Below are 16,827 nucleotides of genomic sequence, written 5' to 3' on the forward strand. Positions count from 1 at the left end.
ACGCTTCAATGGATCTTTTATAATGATGGTTCGTCTCAACCACTTTCTTCATTGGATGAAATAAAAAAGGTAGTCCATCATTATTAAATCTGGAAAGTTCGGGTAAAGGGACATGGAGTTTTAATAAAAAAGACAGTACCTTTAAGATTTGTGATGTTTGTGTTTTTAAGATAAAAAAAATCAGACATGATACTATTTTCATAACTGGGAAAGGTTATCGTGGTGATTTTATACTTGTTAAACACAAGTAGAGATTATTAACCTTATTGAAAAACAAAAGTGAAAGGAGATTTGCGTATAAAGCCTCTCAATTTATCTTAGTGCGTTATTAAGATAAAAGTAAAGTACATAACAAAGCCCAACAGAAATGCTGGGCTTCGTTTTAATAAGCCCGGTTGAATTAGGGGCTGCTTTCAACAAAATTTAATACATCATTTTTTCAATTTCATATTTGTGCATTAACTTGGAAGGTTTTTTCTAAAATAAAGCATTTTAATAAGCTTGGTAATGACATCGTGAAATAAAGTCATCACTCCAAAACATACGTTCGTCACTCGATATCGCACGTTCGTCAAAAAGATTTCTCTTTTTTGCTGATAGGTGATAGCTTGAGCATTAATTATAGATTAACTCAAGCCAAACCATGAAGATTAAATTTTTATCACTAGCATTAGTATTTATGAGCTGCTCTTCTGCAGTTTTTTCCCAACAAGTACTTGGAGATTTCACTAATACAGAAAACTTTGAATGGCCCAAAGTTATTTGGCAGCGGGATATCGCTGCAGGTTGGGATGAAGGACTTATTAAAACTTCACCATCTACTAGCGGTGTTGCCAGGAGTGGCTTTGGGATACACATGCACGAAAGTCGTCAGTTTAGTTTTTGGTCAACGAATCTTCAGCCGCTTTTAACTATTGAAGGAGGTTCCGGCAATACTTATATCAAAGGAAAGTTAGGTCTTGGAACCTATAATCCTCAGGCATTATTTGATATGGGGCAAACATTGGATGGTGGAAACCTGGGTATGGTGTTTGGCCGTATGACTGAGGGTAACAATGAAGGTAGCGGTACTTTTCTTGGTGTTAGGGGCTATGAAACTCAGAACGCTGCATACTCAGGTAAGGGGTTTTCTATTGAACATAATTTCTATGGGGTAACCAACAGCTCCATCAATTTTTACCGTGGATCGAGTCAATTTGGTGGTTTTATTACTTTTTCTACTAATAATAATACCGAACAGCTGAGGATAGATGGCTCAGGTAATGTGGGTATTGGCACAATATCTCCTAGAGAAAGGCTTTCTGTTAACGGAAACATCCGTGCCAAAGAAATTAAGGTAGAAGCCACCAATTGGCCTGATTTTGTTTTCAAGGAAGAGTACCAATTGCCATCCTTAAAGGAAGTTGAAAAGTATATCAAAGCAAACAAGCATCTTCCCGAAATACCTTCTGCAGCTGAAATAGAAAAAGACGGCGTTCAGCTGGGCGAAATGAACAGGTTACTTTTAAAGAAAATAGAAGAACTTACCCTTCATGTAATTAACCTGGATAAAAAAATGACTGCCTTAGAAGAGGAAAACAAAAACCTAAAGAAAAAATAGAAATGAGAAATAAAATAACTAAAATTTCGACTACGTTGATTTTATGCTTAGCTTTTACAGCGGCAGGGGCACAGAACTGGAATAAGTCAATATATATTGGCGGTGATGGTGTATCTGAATTAGGGAAATATATCGATTTTCATGAAAGTGATGGTGGTACTGAGGATTTTTCTTTAAGATTTTCAATTTTTGGAAATAGATTGATCTCTTCGGGTACATTTAGCATACCTGGGCTTGGTATCAATACCAATTCGTTTAACAATAACGAACTCCATATTTATGGCAGCTCACCCTCAGCTACAAATCTCATTCTATCGGCCAATTATGAGAACAGCTACCGATGGAAGTTCAAAACTACCGATAGGGGTAGTGCAATTGATCTCGATATTGTGGGAACAAACCAGGCAGATCAAGAAGAGCAGTTGATTAAGTTATCCCCATCATTTTCCGGCCGTCCTGAATTGAGTTTTATGAACGATTGGCTGGTGGTTAACAATGGTAATATTGGGATGGGTACGCTTACCCCGAACGAAAGATTATCCGTTAATGGGAATATCAGGGCGAGAGAAATAAAAGTTGAGGCTACCAATTGGCCAGACTATGTTTTTGGAGATAAGTATGCCATCATGCCACTTGATTCGCTCGAAGCTTATATAAAATCAGAAAAACATCTTCCTGAAATGCCAAGTGCAGCAATAGTGGAAAGTCAAGGCATTTCATTAGGCGAAATGAATAAAATGTTGTTAAAAAAGGTAGAAGAACTTACACTTCATTTAATCGAAAAAGATCACCAGATCAATAATCAACAAAAGAAGATGGATACCATGAACAATGATTTACAAGAAATAAAATTATTATTGAAAGATAAACTAAATGAAAAAAAGTAAAGAATTTTAAAGTTAACCTGTTTATTATCAAAAGGAAATGCTCTTTGAGGATATACAGGCCGGTGGATATGTTACCCGCCGAATCACTCACCTGTACTTTCTTAAACTCCCGGATAATCTTTTTATCCGGGAGTTTCATATTTGTTAGCCAATGTCTTGTTGCCCGCACCGCTTCATCATACGGCACATGGTAAAAAAGCACCATTGCTGAGCAACTGTATCAGATTATTGGCTCGTAAGGTTTATATTTTTAAAAATGCCCACTGCTGGTTACGTCCACCACTGTAAGACCATTGAACAGCTGTGCCACCGTTGTTGAGTGAAGATCCATTAATATCCAAAGCCTTTCCGCTATTTACATTAATGATCCTATAATATCCATTAGTGGTAATCTGAATTGACCATTTTTGATTTGCACCGCCACTGTAATCCCATAAAGCTGCCTGGCCGCCATCAGCAGTACTCCAGCCATTAATTTCTAAACACTTTCCGGTGGCATGCATTGGTGTTAACCTGTAATATCCACCTCCCACATCTTCCACCTTGAACTGCTGGTTTGCCCCCGCTACATAAGCCCATTGCTGAGCGGGTGTTTGATTGGCAGTACCCCATCCTCCAATCTCCAATGCCTTAAAACTGTATCTGTTTACAATCTGGTAAACCTGTCCCACCTGGATGGTTGAGGTTGTGTTATTTTGCGCGCCCTGCACCACCGCGGCAAGGCCTTGCTGATCAGCAACTCCATTTGTCTGCCTGTCAATGATTCTGAATGCATTGTTTCCACTTGATCCATCGTCGAAATAAAATGGAAGTAAGCCGTTTAAGAGTGCCTGATGGGTAACATGATTGATATAGTATGCCCTGCTGGCCAGATGCAGTGTCAACGCATCTCCAGAAAGCGTTGTCGACCGCCGGATTGCTCCATATTCTCCCAAAATAACCGGAATGCCCTTATCAATATATTTGGTCTTCATCAGCGAAAAATCTGCTCCGGCATTTGATTCTTCGCCAAAAGTGGCATTCCGTGAAGCATCAGTAGTAGAATGATAGCCATCTCCCCAATAATAAAACATATTGCCCCAACTTACATCCTGGGTAAGACCGGCAAAATTAAAGGGCGTATAATGGTGTACTTCAACCATCAGGCGATTGGCTGCAGGATCGGTGGGTAGGGTATTCATTAAATTATTGGTGTATTCAATGCTGGTTGTAGGTCCCTGGATAACCAACACCCTGTAACTATTTCGGCCACCAGTTGATCTGACCGCATTTACAAAGGTTTGATGATAGGAAAGCAGAACGCCCATTCCGGTAGCATCTGATACCGCAGGTTCATTAGCACTGGCAAACATAACATGTTCGTCAAAATCACGCATCTGCGTAGCAATCTGTTCCCAAAAGGCTTTTTGTAATGCATTAACCTGGGCCTGTTGGGCTGTGGTGCAGTTGTTCTCCAGCCAGCCTCCGTCCCAATGGATATTTAAGATTACATACAGGCCATCGTTAACACAGTATTGCACCACTTGCTTTACCCTATTTAGCCATGATTGCTGAAGTTCTGCTGTAGCACTGTTGGCCATGTATTGGTTCCATGAGCAAGGGATCCTAACGGCAGTAAAACCGCTTCTTTTCACCTGATCAATAAGCGCCTGGCTAACCATAGGATTGCCCCAGTTTGTTTCACCACCAATTGCCTCAAGTGTGTTGCCTATATTCCAGCCCAGTTTGAATTTTGCCGAAAGCTGCATCGCCGTGCTGTTTACTCCTGATTGGTCGGGTGGAAGAGGTGATAGATTATAACTTGGATAACTGGTTGCGGTTAAGGCCCTGGCAGTTGTTTTATTAGTTGTATCCGATTCTGGAACGGCAACTTCGGGCTTTTGGCATCTTGTTACTAAAAGGAACAGGAAGATGCCCATAAAATATTTTAAGGTTCTCATATTTTTGTAGATGATTTGGTTAGTAAATTGTATTAGATTGATATTCGATCCAATAACAGCTAATAATAGGTTAAGCGACTAGCTTTTTTACAGATGGTTTTTTTATTGATCGGATAGGAAACCATCGGTGCAAGTGATGCGGTTAGCCTTCTTTTTTTACTGAGTTAATACAGGAAAGCAGTTTGTTACCATCGGTTGATATTGTGTTTTTTCGGTTTCCGATTGTCGGTACACTGACGGGCCACGTACTTTTCGACATTAGCCAGAGCCGCAGTCTTGTTGGTTCTAACAGCCTTGTTAGGTTGATGATTTTCATGCTCATAATTTGTTTTTTTGGTTAGATATGATTTATTAGTAGGCTGAAGCTGATAAACCTGCAACGGAGGCAATATTAATTCGAACCAGCAATCACGCTGATTATAAATTAAGTGCCGGTGCATGGGTTTATAGAATCTGCATGCCAACAATTAAAAGTAACTATAGGTAATTTGTACACGGGGCATATATGTTACTAAATAGGTAACAAATGTTGCCTGTTAATTTTAGTATTTTACAGGCAAGGGTTGCTTACAATTATCCGTTAAAACATAAATGGTTTAGGGGATGTATTTGACTTTAGTTAACATAATCATTTCAGGATAAAGCCTAAAAATTGATAAAATGTTACATAAGGGAGCGATGTTTTTATAAGGCAAAATTATCTTGTTTTTTAGTTATTTGTCTGTTTTTCAGCGCTTAACAGGTTTTTTGTTTAGCTTTCTTATCAAAATACAATCGATAGTTATGTAACAAAAATATCCTTCTTTGTATCATTTGAGGCATTCGTCAGTTTGACTTGAAACTATATTTGACTATTCAAAGCCACTTGTTAATGGCAGGCAATTAAGATCAGTGATCACGGAAGAATAAACTCATCTACGTTTGCTGTTCTAAGGGCTGCTGCTTAATAAGGGGCGAAACAAACCAAAATAAACCAAATATGAACCAAACAATTTCTATTCGGAAATTACCGGCTTTTTTGCTGGTGGTAATTTTCTTAGTGCTTCTGCACTTAAAAGGTTATGCCCAGGAGAGGCAGATTACAGGAAAGATCGTGGGGAACGACAATCCCGCACCATTGCGCGGAGCCACCGTGCTGCTCAAGGCTAAGAACACGGCTGTATCAACAAATGAACAGGGACAGTATTCTATAAGGGCAAATACTGGAGATGTACTCGTTTTCAAAATGATCGGTTTTCAATCACAGGAAATAATGATCGGTGATGGTAGTGTCATCAATGTTACCTTAAGGATCGAATCTACTAAACTGGATGAAGTTGTTGTTATTGGCTATGGTGATAAGTCCAGGGGTGATCTTACGGGATCTATATCTTCGATTTCTGGCAAGGAACTCCTTAGAACACAGCCAACAACTGTTGATCAGGCACTGCAGGGAAAAGTTCCCGGTGTTGTGGTTCAACAGATTTCCGGCCAGCCAGGTGGAGGTGTTTCTGTTCAGATCCGCGGACTATCGGGCTTTAGTAATAATCCTCCTTTATATGTAGTAGATGGTCTTCAGATCTTGCCTTCAACCGGAGATAAGGGTACAAATCCATTATCCAGTATCAATCCATCCGAAATCGCTTCAATAGATATTTTGAAGGATGCTTCAGCTACCGCTATTTATGGTGCACAGGCAACCAACGGTGTGGTAATCATCACTACTAAACGAGGGGTTTCTGGTCCTCCGGTAGTGAGCTACGATGGTTATGCAGGTGCCCAGGCGCTGCCCAAATACTATGAAGTAATGAACCTTAAGGAATATGCAACCTTTATGAATGACAAGGCTGCAATCATCGGTTATGATCTCAGACCGCAGTTTGCAAATCCGGCATACCTGGGCGTGGGAACTGATTGGCAAAAAGCCTTATTCAGGACCGCACTCATGCAAAATCATAATGTGGCCCTTACCGGAGGTGATGCCAGAACGAAATATTATCTTTCAGGAACTTATTTTTCTCAGGATGGAATTGCTTTGGGATCTGATTTCAGAAGGATCTCCAGCCGATTGAATCTGGATAACAAAACAACCGATTGGTTAAAAATGGGGGTGAGCCTGCAATTGGCCAATGTAAAAGAAAATGTAACTACATCTGGGTCAGGTGTAATCAGACAAGCGTTAAACCAAACGCCGGATGTAAACGTAATAAATCCAGATGGTACCTGGGGTGGCAATGATCCCAATATTTATGGCGCTACCGGATTCAATCCATTTGCTTTGGCGAAAATCGTAAAAGACCTTAAGAACCGTTACGAATTATTCGGAAATGCTTATGCAGAAATTCAGTTTGCCAAAGGACTTACCCTGCGCAATGAGATCTCAGGGAATTTTACAACGGCTACCGAAGATCAGTTTGATCCTATTTATACGATGGGCGCTTACACCAAAACCTCTAATTCGGCAACTTATTTTAGCGGAAAAAATACATTTTATTCCCTTACCAATTACCTAACCTATTCGCATTCTTTTGCCAACAAATATAACCTGAATGCAATGGTTGGGCACGAGTCTAAACTGTGGGATTATGAAAACGTATCGGCAAAGAGAACAAATTTTCCCAGCAATAATGTACAGGCCATAAATGGGGGTGATGCCACAACGGCAACCAACTCTGGCGATAAAGGACAAACAGCTGGAGAGTCCTATTTCGGTCGTATTGATTTTAAATACGATGATAAGTATAACGTTACGCTTAACGTCCGCAATGATGGGTCATCCAAATTTGCTGCTGATAACAGATGGGTGACCACTTATTCTGGTGCATTCGCCTGGAAAATAAAACAGGAAAAATTTCTTAAAGACGTAAAAGCGATCGATGATCTGAAACTTAGGATCGGATATGGTTTGCAGAATAATCAAAATATTCGTGATTATGCCTACGGCTCAACTTTAATGACTGTAGCAACATCATTATCGGGTAATTCGCAGTTGATTGCTACCAGTGGTAATCCCGATGTAAAATGGGAAACAACAAAAGGATATAATACCGGTTTGGATGTAAGTATACTGAACAGAAGGGTCGACTTTTCGATAGATGCATATTATAAAAGAACGGATAACTTATTGTTAAGCCTCACCTTACCATTATATTCAGGTATGGTTGATGCTACAGGCTATGCCCCGGGATCGATCCAGTCTCCTTATATCAATATCGGTTCTGTGAGTAATAAAGGAATTGAATTTTCTGTAACCACCCATAATATTAAATCTAAAAACTTCAACTGGAGAAGTAATCTGACATTTTCCCGTAACAACAATAAAATCCTCACCTTAAATACCGATGCTGCCGCACTATACGGTTATGCAGGTAACACGGCAATTACCAAATCAACGGTGGGCCGATCGATTGGGGAATATTATGGTTATGAAGCGCTGGGTACCTATAAAAATGCAGAAGATTTTAAAAAGTATCCTGCCTTGCCGCAAAAAGGAGGTCTTCCAATACCAATTACCAATGGTTCGGGAGGCGTATGGGTAGGTGATGTTATATTTAAGGATCAAAATAACGATGGCGTGATCGATGAAAGCGACCAGGTTTATCTAGGCTCGCCAATTCCGAAATTCCAGTTTGGAATAAACAACAGCTTTAATTATAAAAACTTCGACCTGAATATTTTTATGGCCGGCAATTATGGCAATAAACTTTATAACCAGGTAAGGGTAGATGCCGAAAACCCGAATCAGAATTTTGGATACTTTAGAAATGTGGGAGATTTTGCCCGCATCGGGTTAATTAATCCTGCCGGTTCTGCTGCTGATATCAACAACGTATATATTACCAATCCCGAAACCAGTATCACCAGAATCAGTCAGTCCAGCGGTAACGATAATCAACGTTTTTCGAGCAAATATATCGAAGATGGTTCTTTTATAAGGTGTAAAAGCATTACACTGGGATATAATTTTAAAGAGAGCCTTTTATCTAAAATCCACCTGAAAAACTTGCGCCTGTATGCCCAGGTAACCAACGTATTTACAATTACAAAATATAACGGTTACGATCCTGAGATAGGTTCATGGAATCCCTTAGCAGCAGGTGTAGATAATGGATATTATGCGCAGCCACGTGTGTTTACTATTGGTGCCAACATCTCTATTTTAAACAACTAAGACCAAAAATTATGAAACATATTAAACTATACATACTCATTTTATTCGCCGCTACCACAATAATAAGCGGCTGTAAAAAAGACTTTCTGGATAGAGCGCCCTTGTCGCAAATAACAACAGATAATTTTTATAAGAGCGCTGCGGATTTAAGGCTTGCCACAGCTGCCATTTACGCGCAACCATGGAATGATTGGAACACTTTTCCTTTGCTTGGTATCGGCGACATTCTGAGCGGCAATATGTTGCAGCCTTATAATGCCGACCTTGCCCAGTTGACTTCCTTTGCGGTAACTAGCAATAATTCACAGATTGGTACATCTTGGCGCTGTTTTTATAAAATAGTGGCGCATTGTAACACCAATATTAAGGCAATCACTAATAAAGTACCAGATAGCGTATCCCTCAAAAGTAGAAATGGGGCGCTTGGCGAACTGAAGTTTTTGCGTGCCACTGCATATTTTCATTTGGCACAGTTATGGGGAGCAGTACCCATCATTGAGGATAATGATAAATTAATACAAAATCCCCTGTTGCCACGTCACCGGCTGAGCGATGTTTACAAATTTATCATCAGCGACTTAAGGTTTGCCGCAGGCGCGTTGCCGCCACGCGATCAGACGGGAAGGGTAACTACCTGGTCTGCCCAGGGTATGCTGGCCAAAGTATATTTAACAAAAGCTGGTATCAGCGGAAGCAGAAGCCAGTCAGATTTAGACAGTGCTGCATTTTTTGCTAAAAATGTGATCAATACTAGTGGATTAACCCTTTTGCCAAGTTATTACAATTTGTTCAGAACACAGTTTAATGATAACCAGGAATCACTTTTTGCCTTTCAGTGGGCACCTGGTGTAGGTTATGGAAATGGTAATGCGATCCAGACCCAGTTTGCACCCAGCGGAAGCATAGTTCCTCCTGGTGGAGGATGGGGCGGTGCCATTGGACCAACCGTTGATCTTGATACCTTATATACACCTCAGGATTCTATACGGCGCAAAGCGACTTTCATGCTTACAGGCGATCACTATCCCGAACTGAATGCTGCTGGCGGAGGATATACCGCAACCTCATGCAGTGTTAAAAAGCATATTGTTGGTACTGCCATCGATAATAATTCACCAACGATGGACATCTGGTCTTCTAGCGAACATAATGCGGTTTTACGCCTGGCCGATGTTTATCTGGTATATGTTGAGGCCTTACTAGGTACCAGTAGTTCAACTTCTGATGCAGAGGCATTAAGGGTTTTTAACATGGTAAGGAAAAGGGCTGGTGTTGATCCGGTAACAACAATTACTACAGAAACACTTAGAAATGAAAGAAGGATTGAGCTTGCATTTGAAGGGCAGTACTGGTTTGATCTGGTTCGCCTTTCATATTATAATCCACAAGGGGCTATTAACTTATTGAACAATCAGATTCAGAAGAAAACCAGGGTTCAGTTTGCTTATGATCCGGCTACAGGGAAGAAGACCAGAAATAACAATGGGATCGTGATTACTGCACCTACCATTGCAACCTTTACTTTGCCTATACCGGCCACAGAGATAACTGCCGATCCGAAATTATTGGATCCACCAGTGGCATATTATTAATTAGGACTAATTTATTTTTAATCAAAAAAGATATGAAAAATCTGTTAAACAGGGCCAATAGCCATTTGTTACTTATTTTAGTTGCAATAATATTTTTTGCAGTTCAAGGCTGTAAAAAAGATGCATCCTCATCATCATCATCAGGTCCGCCGGTTATTACAGGTGTACGTAATTATGTACCCAGTCCGGGCGATTCGCTCCTAACCAGAGTAGGAACCGGAAAATGGGTTGTAATTACAGGGAGTAACCTAAAAGGGGCACTCCAGATTTATTTTAACGGAGTAAAGGGCTCATTTAACGATGCTTGGTTTTCTGATACCAGTGCAATCGTATTAATGCCGGCAGTAATTCCATTCCCTTTGGTAGAGCCTTCGCAGCTTAATACCATACGTTTTGTAACTACAAAGGGCGAAACGACCTTTTCATTTCCGATCGTTGCTCCTGCACCCACGATTTCCGAAATATCAAATGAAAGCGCCAATCCCGGCGATAGCGTTACGATAAAAGGATTAAATTTCTTTTTTATTCAACGGGTGAGCTATGCGGGGGTAGAGGTTACGGGCTTTAAGGGCGCAAATGATGGTACCGTTATAAGTATGGCAGTTCCTGCAAGTGTTTCAACACCTGGGCCTGTTATTGTGACCACAAAATCGGGTACAGCCACCACCTTTTACAACGTTCATGATTTTACAACAGGTGTCTTAAATAACTATGATGGTATAAATACCTTTAGCTGGGGTTCCGATGTTTCGAACAGCGCTGTTAATTTCCCTGGGAATAATGGTAATTATGGGATATTAAAAGCCACAAATATCCCTGCTGGTAATGGAAGCTGGTGGGAAGGCGGACGTTCCATCAATACCAACGCTGTTCAATGGGTTCCTACAGCCAATTTGCAAGATACCCTGAACAAGTATTCATTAAAATTTGAAATAGCGGTTAAGAAGCCGTGGACCGATGGTTCCATTCAGATTGTTAAAGACTATACATTTACCTATTCTGCTTTTTATCGCCCTTGGAAAAATGCAAACGGGTCTAACGGTTCATTTAAAACAAATGGCTGGCAAACAGTCACTGTTCCATTATCGAACTTTTTAAAGAACGGACTGCCATCTCCAACCTTAACCGAGTTACTCGGTTCGACCGGAAACGGAGCAATCAACGTCACTTTTACCAATGATGGTTCAACGGTGGTCACCGATTTTGAAGCCGCTATTGATAATATCAGGATAGTAAAAACAAGATAAGCAATACCATCGGCCCGTAATTTTACGGGCCGGTATGCTTTAATTATAGTAACGAAGATTTTCTATCATCTTCGGAAGAAAATAAATAAACTTATGAGCCGCTTCGGAAATGTAAAAATAAAAGGATGCCTATATATGTTGGTATTGCTCGCCTTTAGCTTGCTTACCGCATATTGTAAAAAGAAAGAAGAAGTTCAACCCCAGCTCAACATTTCTACATCGGATGTTGCTTTTCTGCCTGATGGAGGCATCTCCAATATAACGGTTACCAGCAATGGTAAATGGAACACTAAAAACCCTGCCGATGTTTGGTTGCAGGTTAGCCAGACCGCAGGAAGTGAAGGAAATACTGAATTAAAGTTAACCGCAATGCCTAACCTTACAGGTGTTTCCCGTTCTGCGGTAATGGTGGTTAACTCGGATAACGGACAGGCCCGAAGGGTTACGATCTCGCAAACGAGCACGCTATATCCTTCCTATAATACATCGCCCAAAGCCCCTGACCAAACAGGTATGGGCAGCACAGCGGTACAACTGGCGGCGAAAATGAATTTGGGTCTGAATATTGGGAATACAATGGAAGCTCAGGGCGGCGAAACGGGTTGGGGTAACCCCCAGATTACCGAATCGTATGTGAAATTTGTAAAACAGACAGGTTTTAATGCCATACGCATTCCTTGCGCCTGGAACTGGAAACATTTGAGCGATGAGCAAAAGGCTACCATCGATCCTGCATGGCTTAACCGTGTTAAAGAAGTAATTAAATATTGTGTAGACAATGATATGTATGTGCTGCTGAATATCCACTGGGATGGGGGCTGGCTGGATCAGAATATCAACCAAGCGAAGAAAGATCTGGTTAATGCGAAACAAAAGGCCTTATGGGAGCAGATTGCTACAACCATGAGAGATTTTGATGAGCACCTGATGTTTGCCAGTGCAAATGAACCTCCTGCCGAAAATGCAGAACAGATGGCAATATTAAACAGTTACCACCAAACATTTATAAATACCGTTCGCGCTACAGGTGGCAGGAACAGCTATCGGGTGCTGGTTGTTCAGGGGCCAGGTACTGATTTCGAAAAAACAAATAATCTGATGAATACCCTTCCAACAGACCAGGTACCTAACCGCATGATGGTTGAAGTGCATAACTATACCCCATCTCAATTTACAATATTGCTTGATGGTGATGCCAGCTGGGGTAAAATGTTCTACTACTGGGGAACGGGGCATCATTCGGTTACCGATCCGAGCCGAAATGCAACCTGGGGTGAAGAAAATGAAGTATCAAGATTATATGCATTGATGAAAGCCAAGTTTGTCGATAAAGGAATTCCGGTAATACTGGGTGAATACGCAGCTTTCAGGAGAACAAATCCCAATTACCTGCCTTCAGATATGGCAAAACACAATGAGGCGATAGATTATTGGACAACTTATTCAACCCAACAGGCCATTAAATCTGGCCTTAAGCCATTCTTTTGGGAACAAGGCAGCGTTTTAGACCGTAGAAATAATAAAGTTCTCGATCAGGGGATCGTAAATGCCCTTATAGCTGGATCTAAATAAAAGCAGCTATAGTTATACATTAAGAAGTAATAAATCTACGGTTCTTCAAGGGCCGTAGATTTTGGTAAATATAAATCTCCCGGCCAGGTGGAAGCTTAGCAATTGATGGATGAAAACCTCCATCTCCGAGAGAGAATGATTATACACACAAATAATGAGCGTACGAATACAAGCCTGGTTTATATTTTTTATATTGCTCCTTTTTATCCAGGTAAAAGGTTATACCCAGATTGTTCTGCCAAAAATTTTTGGCGATAATATGGTTTTACAAAGAGGCATTAAAATTCCGGTTTGGGGAAACGCTACGCCCGGCGCACATATCATAGCTGAGCTCGGGCGATTCCGTGCTGTCGCGATAGCAGATCATAAGGGAAAATGGATGGTCCGTTTTCCGGTGCATAAAGCAGGCGGCCCCTATGCACTTAAAATTTCAGAACAGGGAAAACCGGAATCAGAAACCAAGCTTAATGGAATCCTTATTGGCGATGTATGGCTGGCTTCCGGGCAATCGAATATGGAGTGGCAGGTAAAGCAATCCTTGAATGCAGATAATGAAATTGCAAATGCCAATTACCCCGAAATACGCCTGCTTCAGGTAGCGCACGATAAGAAATTAACACCACAGTACAATATCCCAGGGGGAACGTGGGAAGTTTGTAATCCTGTAAACGTGCCGCAGTTTTCGGCTGTTGCCTATTATTTTGCCCGAAAAATACATCATGATCAGCGTGTTCCCATTGGCATTATCCAAAGCACCTGGGGAGGCACGCCTATAGAATCGTGGACAAGCCGGGCGCAATTGCTGACTTCACCGGTAACCAAAACAAATATAGCTGCCAACGATACTTTAAGTGAACAAAGTTTTGTAAATGATAGCCTTAAGCTGATCCGCTTCTGGGATATCGTATATCATCCGCAAAATAATACAGATAAAATAATATCAGCAACCGGGTATGACGATTCGGGCTGGCCGACTGTAGAAATGCCCCGGCTGATCAAAGATTTTGGCATCGGGCCTTATGAAGGGATGGTATGGCTGCGTAAAAAGATAACCTTGCCCGAATCCTTTTCCGGAAAAGACTTAACCCTGCATCTCGGGCACCCGGAGATGAACTATTCGATGTATTTCAATGGCGAAGAAATCTGTAAAACCATATGGAACAGTGATCCGAAACAATCCCATACCATTCCTGCTAAATTAATTAGAAAAGGTGAAAATACGATTAGCCTCAGGGTAGCAATGTTATGGGGTGGCGGTGGCTTAAATCCTCCAGCGGAGCGAATTAATATCACTGATGGTACCATTAAAGTTTCCTTAGCTGGAAAATGGCGCTACCAAAAAGACCTTGAACCAGGTTTGCCCAAAATAAAAAACTATCAAAATTATCCCTCATTGCTGTTCAATGCAATGATCAATCCGGTTATTCCTTTTGGAATCAAAGGATTTCTCTGGTACCAGGGAGAAGCCAATGAGGCTGACGCCTATAACTACCGAAAGTTATTTCCCATGCTGATTGACGACTGGCGAAAACGTTGGAAACAGGGCAATCTGCCATTTCTGTATGTTCAGCTCGCAAATTTCAAAACAAGAAAGCCGCTTCCTTCCGAAAGTGAATGGGCCGAACTGAGGGAAGCCCAAACGTTAACATTATTGCAACCCAATACTGATATGGCCTGCATCATCGATATCGGTGAAGCAGATAATATCCACCCAGTAAACAAACAGGAGGTTGGCCGGCGCCTGGCATTAAATGCCAATAAACTGGTGTATAAACAAAACGTAACAGCATCGGGGCCTTTGTATAAAAGTTATCGGAAAGAAGCAAATCGCATCTACATCAATTTTGCCAATGCTTCAGCTGGCCTTAGAAGCAAAGATGCCAAAGAAATAACAGGCTTCTCGGTAGCGGGTAATGATCAACAGTTTTACTGGGCGAAAGCCACCATAAAGGGAAAATATGTGGTGGTTTATGCCGATCAGGTGCGAGATCCTAAAGCGGTACGTTATGCCTGGGCTGACAATCCGGAATGTAACCTGATAAATTTCGAAGGTCTGCCTGCCATCCCTTTCAGAACAGATAATTGGAAAGGAATTACACAAAAATAATAAATAATCAATAACAGGTTAACCATACTTTTTACCGCATAAAATATATGAATAAAATTATAATCACAATTTTTTTGCTGCAGTTTAGCATTTGTGCAACAGCGCAGTACCAGGTAGCTCAGCACCCGAGGACACCGGGCTTCTATACGAATCCAATTTTTGCAGGGGATTATCCCGATCCCAGTATATTACGCGATGGGGATAATTATTACATGGTCCATTCATCCTTCGAATATTACCCGGGGTTATTAATCTGGCATTCAAAAGATCTGATCAACTGGAAACCGGTAACCCATGCTTTACACAAAAAAGTAGGTTCTGTGTATGCACCCGATCTGGTGAAGTATAAAAATAAGTTTTATATCTATTTCCCTGCAAATGGTACCAACTATGTAGTAACCGCAGATTCGGTCGAGGGTAAATGGAGTGAACCGGTTGACCTGAAAATCGGCAACATCGACCCCGGACATATTACAGATGAGCAGGGCAAAAGATATTTATTCTTTAGCGACGGAGGATTTGTGGCTTTATCTGATGATGGCCTTTCCACCACAGGAAACCAAAAGAGTTCATACAAAGGTTGGCCCATCCCCAGAAACTGGTCTATTGAGTGTTTTTGCCTGGAAGGCCCTAAATTGATAAAAAAGGGAGGATACTATTATATTACTGTGGCCGAAGGTGGAACAGCAGGCCCGATAACGGGCCACATGGTCGTATCCGCACGGTCAAAATCACTGTCCGGCCCATGGGAAAATTCTCCCTATAATCCGATTGTAAGAACAACAGAAAAATCTGAAAAATGGAGATCAAAAGGGCATGCTACCATAATTGATGATGTAAAAGGAAACTGGTGGATGGTGTTCCACGCTTACGAAAAAGACTTTTACAACAAAGGCCGCCAAACGATGCTTCTACCTATAGAATGGACAAAAGACGGCTGGTACAAAGTACCCACAGGTATAAACGACAGTAAACCGATCAAAAAGCCAAATTTGGCCCCTTCTAAAACCAATTTTAACCTGAACGACAATTTTGCGGGTAATAAATTAAAATCTCAATGGCAATTCTTTGAAGAACTGGATACCAACAGGTTTAAATTGGCTAATAACAGCTTGTCTGTTAAAGCAAAGGGAAGTGCTATAGGCAATAGTTCTCCCTTATTATGCATACCTGAAGACCATTCCTACACCGTTGATGTTGAAGTATTAATTGAAGGAAAAGCAACTGCTGGCTTGGCGCTTTTTTACAACAGCACTGCATCTTCCGGGATACTGGCCAACAATAAAGATATCGTAGCCGATTTGCGTGGCTGGAGGGCTCCGGCTGAAAAAAATGTAGTGAACAACCATGTGTTCGTGCGTCTTAAAAATGTAGAAAACACCGTAGATATGTATTACAGTAAAGATGGTGTGAAATGGAACAAAATTGAAAATTCCTTTGAGGTATCGGGCATGCACCACAATGTACTTAGCGGATTTTTGAGCTTAAGAATCGGCCTTTGTTCAATCGGAGAAGGAAAGGTAACTTTTAAAAACTTTAAGTATACTCCGATAAAATAGATATGATGTCAAACTGAGGGGTAATTTATTTTATAAAAATCAGTATGAATGACAGAGGGTTTTTAGTGCTATGTGCCAGCGAGGAATCGTCATTGCGAGGAGGCCTTCTCAGCCAACAAAGCAATCTTACAACTATCGCTAGTAGCGAGCGCTTTAAGATTGCTTCGTGCCTC

The 16,827-nt window shown here is 41.1% G+C and carries 9 protein-coding genes; 8 read left to right on the forward strand and 1 reads right to left on the reverse strand.

Going from position 1 to position 16,827, the window contains the following annotated elements; translation table 11 throughout:
* Positions 1 to 643: 643 nt before the first annotated feature.
* Positions 644 to 1,600 carry a hypothetical protein gene (locus LQ201_RS23840; protein WP_230146165.1) on the forward strand — a complete coding sequence of 319 codons (957 nt, stop codon included), beginning with the start codon at positions 644 to 646 and terminating at the stop codon, positions 1,598 to 1,600.
* 2 nt (positions 1,601 to 1,602) lie between these two features.
* Positions 1,603 to 2,487: a hypothetical protein gene (locus LQ201_RS23845; RefSeq protein WP_230146166.1), complete on the forward strand. Its 885-nt coding sequence runs from the start codon at positions 1,603 to 1,605 to the stop codon at positions 2,485 to 2,487.
* A gap of 242 nt (positions 2,488 to 2,729) precedes the next feature.
* Here LQ201_RS23845 and LQ201_RS23850 read toward each other — a convergent pair whose 3' ends face one another.
* Positions 2,730 to 4,427, reverse strand: coding sequence for a cellulase family glycosylhydrolase (locus LQ201_RS23850; RefSeq protein ID WP_230146167.1), 1,698 nt, complete (start codon positions 4,425 to 4,427; stop codon positions 2,730 to 2,732).
* A gap of 979 nt (positions 4,428 to 5,406) precedes the next feature.
* Here LQ201_RS23850 and LQ201_RS23855 point away from each other — a divergent pair.
* The 6 genes from LQ201_RS23855 (at position 5,407) to LQ201_RS23880 (ending at position 16,654) form a co-directional block, all read left to right on the forward strand.
* Complete coding sequence (locus LQ201_RS23855; RefSeq protein WP_230146168.1) at positions 5,407 to 8,577, forward strand: TonB-dependent receptor; 3,171 nt, start codon at positions 5,407 to 5,409, stop codon at positions 8,575 to 8,577.
* An 11-nt stretch (positions 8,578 to 8,588) separates the two neighbouring features.
* Positions 8,589 to 10,169, forward strand: coding sequence for a RagB/SusD family nutrient uptake outer membrane protein (locus LQ201_RS23860; RefSeq protein WP_230146169.1), 1,581 nt, complete (start codon positions 8,589 to 8,591; stop codon positions 10,167 to 10,169).
* A 32-nt stretch (positions 10,170 to 10,201) separates the two neighbouring features.
* Entirely contained in the window at positions 10,202 to 11,416 is a 1,215-nt protein-coding gene (locus LQ201_RS23865; RefSeq protein WP_230146170.1) for a glycan-binding surface protein, read from the forward strand.
* 93 nt (positions 11,417 to 11,509) lie between these two features.
* On the forward strand, positions 11,510 to 12,988 hold the full coding sequence (locus LQ201_RS23870) for a cellulase family glycosylhydrolase (protein WP_230146171.1): 1,479 nt from the start codon (positions 11,510 to 11,512) through the stop codon (positions 12,986 to 12,988).
* Between the two features lie 154 nt (positions 12,989 to 13,142).
* Entirely contained in the window at positions 13,143 to 15,095 is a 1,953-nt protein-coding gene (locus LQ201_RS23875; protein WP_230146172.1) for a sialate O-acetylesterase, read from the forward strand.
* A 47-nt stretch (positions 15,096 to 15,142) separates the two neighbouring features.
* Positions 15,143 to 16,654 (forward strand): family 43 glycosylhydrolase, encoded by a 1,512-nt coding sequence (locus tag LQ201_RS23880; protein WP_230146173.1) that lies wholly within the window; start codon positions 15,143 to 15,145, stop codon positions 16,652 to 16,654.
* The last annotated feature ends 173 nt before the right edge of the window (positions 16,655 to 16,827 follow it).

Origin of the sequence: Pedobacter sp. Bi126, assembly GCF_918698245.1 — a bacterium.
Lineage (GTDB): Bacteria > Bacteroidota > Bacteroidia > Sphingobacteriales > Sphingobacteriaceae > Pedobacter.